The 13,845-nt window shown below is 34.9% G+C and carries 10 protein-coding genes and 1 pseudogene; all 11 read left to right on the top strand.

The annotated features are described in order from the left end of the window. Nucleotides 1-67: 67 nt before the first annotated feature. Nucleotides 68-1,345 (top strand): ABC transporter substrate-binding protein, encoded by a 1,278-nt coding sequence (locus tag AC0L8O_RS15700; RefSeq protein ID WP_473443598.1) that lies wholly within the window; start codon nt 68-70, stop codon nt 1,343-1,345. Between the two features lie 130 nt (nt 1,346-1,475). Then, on the top strand, nt 1,476-2,420 hold the full coding sequence (locus AC0L8O_RS15695) for a carbohydrate ABC transporter permease (protein WP_473443596.1): 945 nt from the start codon (nt 1,476-1,478) through the stop codon (nt 2,418-2,420). Continuing rightward, nucleotides 2,417-3,241, top strand: coding sequence for a carbohydrate ABC transporter permease (locus tag AC0L8O_RS15690; protein WP_473443594.1), 825 nt, complete (start codon nt 2,417-2,419; stop codon nt 3,239-3,241). Before AC0L8O_RS15695 ends, AC0L8O_RS15690 begins: the two co-directional genes overlap by 4 nt. A 24-nt stretch (nt 3,242-3,265) precedes the next feature. Next, a complete protein-coding gene (locus AC0L8O_RS15685) occupies nt 3,266-5,272 on the top strand; it encodes a beta-galactosidase (protein ID WP_473443592.1) in 2,007 nt (668 codons plus the stop codon). A 10-nt stretch (nt 5,273-5,282) separates the two neighbouring features. Further along, complete coding sequence (locus AC0L8O_RS15680; protein ID WP_473448926.1) at nt 5,283-6,614, top strand: glycoside hydrolase family 30 protein; 1,332 nt, start codon at nt 5,283-5,285, stop codon at nt 6,612-6,614. A gap of 345 nt (nt 6,615-6,959) precedes the next feature. Continuing rightward, entirely contained in the window at nt 6,960-8,069 is a 1,110-nt protein-coding gene (locus AC0L8O_RS15675; RefSeq protein ID WP_473443590.1) for a substrate-binding domain-containing protein, read from the top strand. Nucleotides 8,070-8,686: 617 nt separating this feature from the next. Further along, nucleotides 8,687-9,630 (top strand): annotated as a pseudogene (locus AC0L8O_RS15670) (carbohydrate ABC transporter permease). Next, nucleotides 9,631-10,470, top strand: coding sequence for a carbohydrate ABC transporter permease (locus AC0L8O_RS15665; RefSeq protein ID WP_473443588.1), 840 nt, complete (start codon nt 9,631-9,633; stop codon nt 10,468-10,470). It abuts the pseudogene before it with no gap. 32 nt (nt 10,471-10,502) lie between these two features. After that, entirely contained in the window at nt 10,503-11,123 is a 621-nt protein-coding gene (locus tag AC0L8O_RS15660) for a YesL family protein (RefSeq protein WP_473443586.1), read from the top strand. A 154-nt stretch (nt 11,124-11,277) separates the two neighbouring features. Continuing rightward, nucleotides 11,278-12,612 (top strand): ABC transporter substrate-binding protein, encoded by a 1,335-nt coding sequence (locus AC0L8O_RS15655; protein ID WP_026559514.1) that lies wholly within the window; start codon nt 11,278-11,280, stop codon nt 12,610-12,612. A 203-nt stretch (nt 12,613-12,815) separates the two neighbouring features. Then, nucleotides 12,816-13,562, top strand: coding sequence for a DeoR/GlpR family DNA-binding transcription regulator (locus AC0L8O_RS15650; protein WP_473443583.1), 747 nt, complete (start codon nt 12,816-12,818; stop codon nt 13,560-13,562). The last annotated feature ends 283 nt before the right edge of the window (nt 13,563-13,845 follow it).

Genomic DNA, 13,845 nt, shown 5'->3' with positions numbered 1-13,845 from the left:
GTTAATATTTTCGATTTTTATCGTTTACAAAACAGATTATGATAGAAGCAAGAAAGGGGAGTTGAAAATGAAAAGAGCGCTTACAACGATAATCGCAACAGTCTTATTTTTAGGAATTCTAGCTGGTTGTAATGCCGGTGAAAGCAGTTCTTCCGGTGAAGGAGGAAGCTCAGAAAAAGTAGAACTAAAAGTATTTATTGGACAGCCGAGATTTAAAGAACAATATGAAACTTATATCGATCAATTTATTGCGAAACAGAAAGAAGAAAAAGGGCGAGAGGTAACAGTTAAATTAGAGCTTCCAAGTGTAAATGAAGCACCTCAATTATTAAAAACTAGACTTGCTTCTGGAGATAGTCCCGACGTTTTCGGAATTCATGCGATTAATGATCTCCCAGTCTATGATAAAGCAGGTTATTTAGAAGATCTTTCAGGAGAGCCTTTTGTTGAGAAATTATATGATACTGTTAAACCAATGGTATCTAGAGAAGATCGAGTATTGGCAGTACCTTTAGAGACACTACAATGGGGATTTATTTACAATAAGGATATCTTTGAGGAAAATGGTTTAGAAGTTCCTACAACGTTAACAGAAATGAAAGCGGTTATAAAAACTCTTGAGGATAAAGAAATCACACCATTTATTAGAGCTTACAAAGATTCATATATTCCGCAATTATTCCTACCTTTAACAGTAGGTGCACTTGAAAGTACAAGTAATAAAGGATTTTTAGATTCAATGAATGCTGGAGAAGGATCATTTGCAGAATTAAAGGGTATGTTTGACATTATGGACCTGGTACATGCACATGGAACAGATCGTCCATTTGAGGTAGGACAAGATCAAGGAGCAGCTGCATTTGCTAGCGGCCAAGCTGCAATGTGGGTTCAAGGACCTTGGATGGCTGAGTCAATGTTAGCAACGAACGAAAACTTTAACTTTGGTGTTGCTCCTTTACCAATTAATGATGACGAAAGTGCAACACTAATCAACTTAGGTGCTTCTACATCATTAGCGGTTTCTAAAGAAAGTAAAGTGAAGGATGTAGCAAAAGAATTCATTAACTATATCCTTGATGATCAAGATTCCAGTGCTTTCTATGAGAGCTTAGGATTTAATCCACTTTCAACAGTTCACACATTTGAAACATATCCATGGTTGGAAGATTCATCTAAGTATGTTGAGGAAGGGAAAGTATATCAAGATCCAACAATCCCATCTGCTGTAAAATCAGCATCAGAAAAATTATTCCAAAGCTATTATGCTGATGATGCGTCACAAGAGGATGTCATCTCAGGACTTGATCGTGCATGGGAAGAGTATAACAAGGTGAATAAAGAATAGTGCTAAATAAGTGAAAGACAGTTTAATAAAACTGTCTTTCACTTTATAAAAATGATTGGTAGTAAGAGGGAAGTCTTCACGAAAATGTCCCCTAATCATTATCTTCTAACAGAATCCTAGAGTGAAAGGAATGAGTAATGTGGCAGTAACTGAACTGAAAAGTCCGGTAACGGAAGTAACATCTACTAAGAAAAAAGCCAAAAAAGAAAACAGTCACTTACGATTAATCTTGTTTGTTTTACCTGCATTTATCTTTTATATCCTATTTCTTTTGATTCCTACAGTAGGTGCCGGTATTTATAGTTTCACAGATTGGAATGGATTAAATAAGGCTTATAATTTTGTGGGTTTTAGTAACTATATTGAAGCATTTAGAGATGATTCTGCATTCAGACATTCCTTTTGGTTCACATTAAAGTATACGGTTTTTGTGTTTGTCATTCAAAATATTGTCGCATTAGGATTAGCGTTATTAATCGAAACAAGAATGAAATCAAAAGGGTTTTTTAGAACAATCTTCTTTATGCCAAACATGATCAGTCTAATTATCAGTTCATTAATGTTTTCGTTCATCTTTACGAATGTATTCCCGGAATTATCAAAGAAAGCTATTTTTTCTATTTTAGACCAATCGTGGATTGGTGATCCAAATGTTTCATTTTACTCCATCTTAATCGTTTCCTTATGGCAAGGAATTGGCTATATGATGGTCATTTACATGGCAGCACTTCAGGGAGTACCTAAGCAATTGAAAGAAGCCTCAATGATTGATGGTGCAAATGTATTCCAACGTCTCAGACATGTTGTGATACCAATGATTATGCATGCGATTACAATTTGTTGTTTCTTAACACTAAATGGAGCATTTAAAGTATTTGATGTTGTATATGCACTAACACAAGGCGGACCAGGTACATCTACACAGGTAATGGCACTAAATATCTATGAGGAAGCATTCTCGAATAATTTTCGATTTGGATATGCCAATGCAAAAGCAATGATTCTATTTTTAGTAATCTTGCTCATTACACTAATTCAAGTGAGTATCTTAAAGCGCAAGGAGGTTGAAGCATGAGGAAAAATCTTACTTCATCCATTATGGTCAATTTAATCTTAACGGTCTTTGCGATTATCTCATTTTTCCCCATTTACATGGCGTTCATAAATTCTTTTAAAACGCAGGGAGAGATCTTTAATTCAGTCTTATCATTCCCAACATCATTTTCGTTAGAAAATTATATTGGGGTATTTACAGAGTTGGATCTATTAGGTAGTTCTTTTAACACACTTATTGTTACAGTTATTGGTTTAGCTGGAATTGTAATTTGTGGTTCACTTGCCGGCTATAAGTTAGCCAGAACATCTGGAAAATTAAGTGCGCTTATATTCACTCTCTTTATTGCATCAATGCTGGTTCCGTTTCATTCCATTATGATTACACTAAGTCAAATGGCGAAAGGTTTAGGATTACAAGGATCCTTATCAGGTCTTGGATTAATTTATATAGGCCTTGGGGTGAATATGGCTGTCTTCCTTTATCATGGGTTTGTGAAATCGATACCAAGAGAGTTGGAAGAGGCGGCTAAAATAGATGGTTGTAATGATTTTCAAATCTTTGTTCGGATCATTTTCCCATTGTTAAAACCAATTACAGCTACAATCTTAGTATTAAATGTTTTATGGTTGTGGAATGACTTCTTATTACCACTAATCATGTTAACAGATGTAAACAACTATACACTTATGCTTTCGATCAATATGTTATTTGGTCAATATGTGGCAGATTGGCCAAAAATTTTAGCAGCATTAGTTTTAACTGCTTTACCGGTCGTCGTGTTCTATGCATTTTTCCAAAAATATATCCTCGAGGGTATTGCTGATGGAGCTATTAAGTAAAGTGGGAAGGATGTTACGAAAGAGATGAATAAATTATTATACGGAGTTGCTTATTACGATGAATACATGCCGTATGAACGGCTAGAAATAGATATTCAAATGATGAAAGAAGCAGGAATAAATGTTGTCAGAATTGCAGAATCAACATGGAGTACACATGAGCCCCAGAATGGTGTGTTTGATTTTACCTCTGTTAACCGGGTGTTGGATGCAATGCATAAAGCAGGTATTCATGTTATCGTTGGAACCCCGACTTATGCGGTTCCAACTTGGATGGTGAAAGAACATCCGGATGTATTGGCTGTTACGAAAAATGGACAAGGTAAATATGGTTCAAGACAAATCATGGATATTACAAATCCAACTTATTTGTTTTACGCTGAACGTATTATTCGAAAGCTAATGGAAAATGTAAAAGATCATCCGGCGATCATAGGGTACCAGATTGATAATGAAACGAAGCACTATGATACAAGCGGGCCGAATGTACAGCAGAGATTTATAAAATATTTAAAAGATAAGTTTGAAACAACAGATGCTCTGAATAAAGAATTTGGTTTAGCTTACTGGAGTAATGATGTACATGCTTGGGAGGATATGCCATCATCAGTTGGAACAATAAATGGCAGTTTTGGTGCCGAATTTTCAAAGTTTCAACGAGAGCTGGTCGATGAATTTCTTGCATGGCAAGTTGACATCGTAAAGGAATATCGAAAAGAGGGTCAGTTTATTACACAGAATTTTGACTTTGAATGGAGAGGCTATTCATTTGGAGTACAGCCAAATGTAAACCATTTCACTGCATCCGAACCATTCGATATCACAGGTGTTGATATTTACCACCCGACTCAAGAGGATTTAACAGGAATTGAAATATCCTTCGGAGGAGATGTTGCAAGATCAACAAAGCAGCAGAACTATTATGTTCTTGAAACAGAAGCACAAGCCTTCTCCTATTGGACACCTTTTCCTGGGCAATTAAGGTTACAAGCATTTAGTCATGTAGCATCTGGTGCAAACATGGTCGCATATTGGCATTGGCATTCTATTCATAATTCCTTTGAGACATATTGGAAGGGACTTTTAAGTCACGATCTTCAACCAAATCCTGTATACAATGAAGCCAAAACAATTGGAGCAGATTTTAGCCGTCTCTCTTCAAAAATTATGAACTTAAAGAAGAAGAATAAAACAGCCATTCTTGTAAGCAATGAATCGCTGACAGGTTTAAATTGGTTTAAGTTTAAATACGATAGTGAGTTGAACTATAACGATATTGTCCGACTTATCTATGACGAATTATATAAATTAAATGTGGAAGTAGATATCCTTCACCCGGGATCTGAAAATTTTGATGATTATTCCCTCATTGTGGTTCCGTCCTTGTATGTTGCGCCAGACGAACTATTAGATAGATTAAATCAGTATGTTGAAAATGGTGGACACGCAATTTTTACGTTTAAATCGGGGTTTACAAATGATCACATTAAGGTTAGAACAACCAGCCAACCTGGGATCATTGAAAAAGCATGTGGTGTAAACTATCAAATGTTTGTTGAACCGAAGAATATGAAGCTGGCAGGTAACCCTTATGAAGTAGAAGAGGATAAAAATCGTGTCCATTCATGGATGGAGCTATTAACTCCAACAACAGCGGAAACTCTAGCAACATATGATCACCCTGCGTGGGGAGAATATGCAGCGGTTACAGGAAATGAGTATGGAAAAGGCTATGCAACCTATATTGGATGTATTGTTTCAAGTGAGATAATGTCGGGAATTCTTACCCAGGCATTAAAACGTGCAGCAATATGGGGAGTGGAGCAAGATGTGAAATTCCCTCTTGTTATTAAAAGTGGTATCAATGATGAAGGTAAAACGATTAAATATGTTTTTAACTACTCTTTTGAGCAACAAGAAATAGAGTCTCCATTTTCAGAAAGTACGGATTTATTATCAGACTCAACATATCAAACAGGTGAAACTCTTACAATTAAACCATGGGATTTTAAAATATTAGAAATGAAATAGGGAGGACATGATGAGCTTTACTTGGATATCCACAACAAGGAGTGAGTACTGGCAGGAAAATGCTGCAAGTACTATATTATATGAAGATAAGAAACCAAACCTAGTAATTACTGATGAAAAGAAACGAGTCATTGACGGCTTTGGCGGCTGTTTTAATGAACTAGGTTATGAAGCTCTTACTCTTTTATCAGAGGAAGATCGTAACAGTGTGCTTGATTCTTTGTTTTTACCAGAAGGTGAATGTCAATTCAGTATTTGCCGTCTACCAATTGGTGCAAGTGACTATGCACTTGAATGGTACAGTCATAATGAAACACCGGGTGACTATGAAATGAAGTATTTCTCGATTGAGCGCGATAAAAAATATTTAATTCCTTATATAAAAGAAGCATTAAAACGAAACCCAAACATAAAACTATTTGCTTCACCATGGAGTCCTCCAACTTGGATGAAGTTTCCGAAAGCGTATAACTATGGCACGCTTCGCTGGGAGCCTGAAGTGTTAAAGGCATATGCACTATATTTCGTGAGGTTTGTCCAGGCCTATGAAAAAGAAGGGATTACAATTCACCAAATTCATGTTCAAAATGAAGTGGTAGCCGATCAAAAATTTCCTTCCTGCAAATGGACAGGTGAGCAATTACAAGAATTCATCGGTTCTTATTTAGGGCCGACTTTTGAAGAACACGGAATAAAAGCGGAAATTTGGCTTGGAACGATCAATGCACCAGAACCTTGGGAAGAGCTCATGCATGGGACAACAACAGATTATGATGTGTATGCGCAAACCGTTCTCAGTGATCCCAATGCCTACCAATATGTTAAAGGTGTAGGATATCAATGGGCAGGTAAATATGCAATTCAACGAACAGTTCAAAGCTATCCAGAGCTAAAATATATGCAAACAGAAAACGAGTGTGGAAATGGTAAAAACACATGGGAATACGCACTGTATGTTCATAATTTATATCGTCATTATTTTGTAAATGGTGCGAATGCTTATATTTATTGGAATATGGTCCTGCAACCAAATGGGAGAAGTACATGGGGATGGGAACAGAACTCAATGATGACAGTTGACCCGGATTCAAAGAGAGTAATCAATAATCCTGAATATTATGTAATGAAGCATTTCTCGCATTATGTAAAGCCGGGTGCAGTCCGACTTGAAACGTCAGGACCTTGGACAGGAAACACAACAGCATTTCAAAATCCGGATGGAAGCAAGGTTGTTGTCATATTGAATTCGTTTAAAATAGATCGAGAATTAGTGCTAGAGATAAACGGTGAAAACCAATGCATTACATTAGAGGCTGAATCATTTAATACGATAGTCCTATAACTGAAAATTAACTAAAAAGCTTCATTCCGGACAGGATTGAAGTTTTTTGTTTTCTAAAAAAGAAAGAGAAAAGATGCGACAAATGAAATACGAAATAATTGCACCAGTCCACCCTATGTTAAAATAGCATAAAGAATTGCTCTTTTCTTTATCAATAGGGAGTTTCCATAAATTCCCTGTTCATAAGGTTGGGACAATATTTTTTTTGAGCAATTTTCTAGTCGTTCTATTGTAGGTAGTAAAAGAATTTTTGTCAGTAAAATTATGTTGTTGCTATGAGGCGACATTGTTAAATAAAACAAGAGAGTCGAGTACTAAGATAATTTCTTAAGGTGAGGTAATGACTTGGAAACAAAATATAATATTGTAAAGCAAGCAATAAAATCGAAAATATTAGATGGTTCATTTCAACCACATCAAAAAATAAGTTCTGAAAGTGAATTGATGAAACAATTTGGAGTTAGTCGTCATACTGTTCGTCTTGCTTTAGGTGATTTAGTAAATGATGGGCTGTTATATAGAGAGCAAGGGGCAGGAACGTTTTGTGCAGACAGGACTAAGACTGAAAGATCTTCTGCAACTAAAACAAAAAATATTGGGATTATCACTACTTATATATCCGATTATATATTTCCTTCAATTATAAGAGGGGCAGAATCGTATCTAAGTAAACAGGGGTATAATGTAACATTATTTAGTACTAATAATGATCATGGAAATGAAAAACGAATTCTAGAAAATATCTTAACTCAACCTCTTGATGGAGTCATTATAGAGCCAACTAAAAGTGCTATTGCAAATCCCAATATAAACTATTATCTAAATTTAGAAAGGAAGAAAATACCCTACATAATGTTGAATGCTTTTTACGATGAACTAGAGCCTCTAAGCCTTACCATAGATGATGAAAAAGGCGGCTATCTGCAAACTGAACATCTTATTAAATTAGGACACAGGAATATAGTAGGTTTTTTTAAAAATGATGATATTCAAGGAATAAAAAGGATGAAAGGGTACATTAAGGCTCATAGAAATCATGGGGTTTTAATAAATCCAAATTATATTATAAATTATAAAACAATTCAGAAAACTTCAAAGCCAATTGAAGCTTTAAGTCAGCTCTTATCAATAGATAATGTGGATAGGCCAACTGGAATTGTTTGTTACAATGATGAGTTAGCGGTTCTCTTATTGGATGTTATTCGAGGTAAAAACTTAACTGTACCAAATGATCTATCCATTGTAGGTTTTGATGACTCGTTTATGGCGAAAGTTTCAGAAGTGAAATTAACCACAATTCAACATCCAAAAAGTATAATGGGAGAGAGGGCAGCAAGTATTATATTAAACATGGTACATGAAGCAAATTATCATTTAAAAGGAGCTAGTGAGACGAAAGAGTCTATTGTGTTTGAACCAAAATTAATTTTAAGGAATTCGACAAAAGCTCTTTAGGTAGAAAAAAGAGACTCAAACATGCACCTAAATCAATTTACATGAAAAAACATGCAGTGTAAACCTACTATTTTCGCTGCATGTTTTTTTATGTAAACCGCGAAAAATATCATAAATGGTCGATAAAAATTTAGAAAAAGGAATTGAAAAGTTGTAACAACCTATATATAATAAAAACCATCAAACTTATACGTACAAATATAAAATATACACACTGATAAACTTAGAGAGTTTTTCTTGAAGTTTATCGGATTGTTGATAATATTAAAATGATATAATAATAGAATCTATATATACTTATACGTATATGATGATGTATGTGTTAAAAAGTTATAATGATAAGTGAAGGATTGGTTATTGGTATTTAATCGTTTTCTTAATAAGAAGTCAATCATATTTTATAAAAGAACAAAATGTATGCGTATACATGTCAGAAAATTTAATTTTTGGAGAGGGTCGGAAGGAGTGATGAAAAATGTAGAATTAAGCCAGATATTGCTGATCAGGTTTATCTGTGTAACTTTGCTTATTTCAAATGAGTAATACTTGAAACGTACAAAAACTGATATGTAATCAATTGTACACGTAACAGTGTGATTGCTAAGGAGGATTGTTTTATGTTTCCAACGGCAAAGAGAACAAACCAAGAGCTTGCAACTGTCAAAAGTCCAAATCGTCTTGCGAAAATACTAAACTCACAAAAAGTTGTACCTTATATTTTTATCTCACCTTTTGTCCTTTCACTATTCATATTCACCATTTATCCAACTATAAAGGCTATTATTATGAGTTTTCAAAGCGTACTACCGGGTCAGGTAACATATATAGGCTTAGAAAATTACTCGAGAGTCTTTAATCCAGTATTTTTTAAAGCGCTAAGTAATACAACCATTTATGTTATCCTAACTGTTACGATTCTAACGATAATTCCAATTATTTTAGCTGTATTATTAGACTCAAAACTTGTAAAGTTTAAGACTTTTTTAGGGCTTCGTTATTCGTTCCTGCCTTAACCTCTACTATTGTTGCAGGTATGGTATTCAGGTTAATGTTTGGAGAAACTGATAACGCTGCTGCCAACCAGATCCTTAATTGGATAGGATTTGAATCTGTTGAGTGGCAATATAATGCTTGGTCAGGTATGTTCCTAATGGTCTTACTGTGTTCATGGCGTTGGATGGGAGTAAACATCCTATATTTCCTCGCAGGTCTGCAAAATGTTCCAAAAGAATTATATGAATCTGCTGAGATAGATGGTGCAAATATGCTGGAAAAATTCAGATATGTTACACTTCCTTTCTTAAAACCCGTTACCATTTTTGTTGTCACGATTTCAATCATTGCCGGATTTAGAATGTTTGAAGAGAGCTATGTATTTTGGCCAGCTGGATCACCGGGAGATATTGGTTTAAGTGTTGCAGGATATATTTATCAACAGGGAATCTCTCAGAATAATTTAGGATTTGGTGCGGCTATCGGTGTTATTTTAATGATCATTATCTTTGCTGTTAGTATTGTTCAATTGTTACTAACGGGTGCATTTAAAAGGGGTGATGAATAAATGAATCTTAAGAAGAAAGTTTTACTGAAATTGATTATTAATCTTTGTTTATTGGTTATATCTTTAGTTGCTTTATTTCCGCTTATTAGTCTACTACTAGCTTCATTCAGACCTTCAACTCAGTTAATGCGAAATGGAATTAGTCTTACTTTCGATTTAAGTGAACTGAATTTAAATAACTATACTTATATTTTCTCTCAAGCAGGACAATATTGGACTTGGTATGGTAATAGCTTAACCATAACAGTCATTACAATTGTTCTATCATTATTTTTTTCATCATTAGTCGGTTATGCATTAGCAGTATATGATTTTAACGGGAAAAATCTATTTTTCACCTGTGTATTGTTTATTTTAATGATCCCGTTTGAAATTTTGATGCTTCCACTTTTTCAACTAATGATAGATACTGCTTTAGTGGATACTTATATGGCTGTTATCCTTCCATCGGTTGTTGCTCCAATAGCTGTATTTTTCTTTAGACAATATGCTCTTGGCTTACCAAAAGAATTAATGGACGCTGCGAGAATGGATGGATCTACGGAATATGGAATCTTTTTTAAAATTATGTTGCCGCTTATGACACCTTCTTTAGCAGCGATGGCAATCTTACAAGGATTAGGTGCATGGAATAATTTCTTGTGGCCATTAATTGTTTTACGATCAAATACCTTATTTACATTACCATTAGGGCTTTCGACATTATTAACGCCGTATGGAAATAACTATGATGTCTTAATAGCTGGATCTGTTATGACAATTGTACCGATTATCATATTGTTTATTTTCTTCCAACGCTACTTTGTGGCCGGACTTACTGTGGGTGGAGTGAAAGGGTAATCTTGGAGATGATAAGAAGAGGTGATTTGTAGTTGAATCCAAAACAATTTGTCTCAATAATAGATTTAATCCTTCATTGGGTAACTAGTTTAGCGTTAATCAATGTGCTGTGGTTCTTATTTACACTACGTGGGTTGATAATAGGAGGGGTATTTCCTGCTACTACCGCTGTGTTAGGTGTATCGAGGAAAATGATTTTGAAAGGGACAGACGTTAATATATGGAATACATTTAAACGAGTGTATCGAGAGGAGTATCTTCAGTCAAATATTCTTGGTTGGTTTTTATCCGGCATTGGAGGCTTGCTTTATATAAATTATCAAATCATAGCAAACTCTGCAGGTGAAATTGCTATTATCACTCTATTTGCTTTTTATCTAGTTATATTCTTTTATAGCATTATTGTGCTATGGTCTTTTCCGTTGCTAGCACACTACAAATCAACTTGGATTCAACATCTGAAGAATGCATTCATTATTGGTTTTACAAAAGTTCATTATACAATTGCGATTGGATTAATGGCATTTACAGTTATGTATTTCTCTTTTGAATATCCTGGATTAGTTCCGTTTTTCTCAATAAGTATGATTGCAATGGGGGGGATGTGGTTTTCATTGCAGATTTTTACAAAGATAGACCAAGATGCTAGATAATTAGTGGGTGAAGAAAGCTGTAGCTGTCATGGAGATTTGTAAGTGTTATTATTTATGGTTTGAATAACAGCCAATTTTTTGGGAGGTGATTCTCAAAAAAATAGAGGAAAACCCGGGATATGCATATTTAAACTTAAATTAAGGGGGATGCTGGATGAAGAAGAAATCACTACTATCATTTCTTTGTGGGGTAATGGCACTGTTATTGGTTGCATGTAGTGGCGGTCAATCAAGCTCAGGGGGAGCGGAAGAAACGAAGGTTATTGGTGATGATGTAGAAAATGCAACAGAACTTACATTTTGGTCATTTAACGAGTTGCATTTGGCTTTTTTTGAGGATGCTGTACCTCGTTGGAATGAGGCAAACCCAGATAAGCCTATTAAATTAAAAGCAGAAGTGTATCCGTTTGATAATATGCATACAAATCTATTAATGGCGTTACAATCTGGTAAGGGCGCACCTGATATAGCTGATATTGAAATTGGTAAGTTTCCAAACTTTTTAAAAGGTGAACCACAGATATTACCAATGAATGATTATATAGAGCCGGAATTTGATAATTTTGTAACATCACGTTTTGAGATTTATTCAAAAGATGGAAATTATTACGGTTTACCAACACATGTTGGTGCATCTGTTATGTATTACAATAAAGAAATTATGGATGCAGCAGGAGTAGATATCGATTCTATCAAAACATGGGAGGACTTTAGGGAAGCTGGTAAACAAGTTGTTGCTAAAACTGATGCAATTATGACATCTGTTTCAACAGAGGATTATATTCCTTATTGGTCCATGATATCCCAACGTGATTCTGATTTCTTTAACAAGGATGGAGAACTTACGATTTATAATAAAGAAAATGTGGATACCCTTCAATACTTACATGACATCGTATACGAAGATAAGATTGCTGAAGTAATGCCTGGAGCAGCTCCTCATGCAGAAGAATTTTATCAATTTATGAATGATGGTGGTCAAGCTGCTATTGGTATGCCAATGTGGTACATGGGAAGATTTCTTGATTACATGCCTGATCTAAAAGGTAAGATAGTCGTTCGTCCAATGCCAGCTTGGGAAGAAGGGGGTAAACGCTCAGCGGGTATGGGTGGTACAGGTACTGTTGTAACAAATCAATCAGAAAATCCTGAATTAGCTCAAGAATTCTTAGCGTTTGCAAAACTTTCTAAAGAAGCAAATATTAAACTTTGGACTGTTCTGGGATTTGATCCTCCGCGCCATGATGTATGGGAAAGTGAAGAAGTCTTAGCAGATAACAAATATTATGAATACTTTGGTCATGATTTATTTGAGACACTAAATGACATCAAGGATGAAATCAATGCTGTTAATATTACAGAATATACACCAGATGTTGGAACTGAAATAAATACAAATGTATTTAATAATGTTTTAAGGCAACAATCAGAGACAGCTGACGAGGCATTAAAAAAGGCACAAGAGACGGTTGAAAGTAAAATGAAGTAGGAAATAAAAGGATTGAGGGGCTGCCCTCAATCCTTTTATTATGACTCTGGCGTATTAAGAGGTATAACTTCTATAATGAAGTCTTGAGTTTCTTGGTTTTTGTCAATCTAAAAGACTTCTGATATGTATTTTTTCAATTAATTTTATATACTAATATCATCATTTACATTGAAGAACAAATTGTTATTCCAGGAGGAATCCACTTGCTTATTTCAGAACGACATAAACTCATATTAGATTTATTAAAAGAAAAGGAAAATGTCAAACTTCAAGAACTTGTTGATTTAACATCAACTTCTGAATCAACGCTAAGACGTGATCTTGATCAGTTAGAAAAGCAAAACTATTTAAAACGTGTACATGGCGGTGCGTCCTTGCTGCAACGAAAACGATCTGAACTAAGTGTCTCCGAGAAGACAACGAAAAATCTGGCTGAAAAAGAAAGTATAGCAAAGTATGCAGCACAATTAGTCCTGGACGGAGAATGCATCTATCTTGATGCTGGTACAACAACCTTTCAAATGATCCAATTTTTAACACAGAAGGATTTAGTGGTTGTCACAAACGGGACTGACCATCTAAATGCATTACTTGAAAAAGATATAACGACCTATTTAATTGGCGGGTTTGTAAAAAAAGTAACCAAGGCGACTATTGGTCGTGCTGCATATGAAAGCATTAAAAACTACCGCTTTGATAAGTGCTTTATTGGAACAAATGCTATTCATTATGAACTTGGATTAACCACTCCAGATCCTGATGAAGCCCAAATTAAAGAAAGAGCTATTTCATTAGCGAGAGAGAGTTATATTTTAGCTGATCACACAAAGTTTGGTGAAGTATCATTTTCAAAGTTTGCAGAGTTGGATCAGGTAAAAGTTATAACAAATGAAAATGATACAATTGAATTAGACCGTTATCAAAGCATAACTGAAATGTTGAAGGTATAAGTGAAGAACTGCGTAAAGAATGCTTCCTTTTATGAGGGAAGCATTTTTTATTAGGTACTTTCATGAATGAGAGGACATTCCACTTATGAAATTCGTACTAAAAGTACTTTATAACTTGGATGAAAGACAATTGACCTATAAAATCCATAATAAAAGTTCTTCATAAACTTGATAAAGGACAAATGACGTTTGGAACCCTCATCAAAAGTTCTTTATTCCCCTTATGAAGGACTTCTAGCCCGAAAAGCCACTCACAGTGTGTCTTTCAGCACTTTCCTAGTAC

The sequence above is a fragment of the Metabacillus sp. KJ11-3 genome (assembly GCF_055808295.1).
Note: the sequence above shows the minus strand (reverse complement) of the source record. Positions and strands in the feature narration are given on the sequence as shown.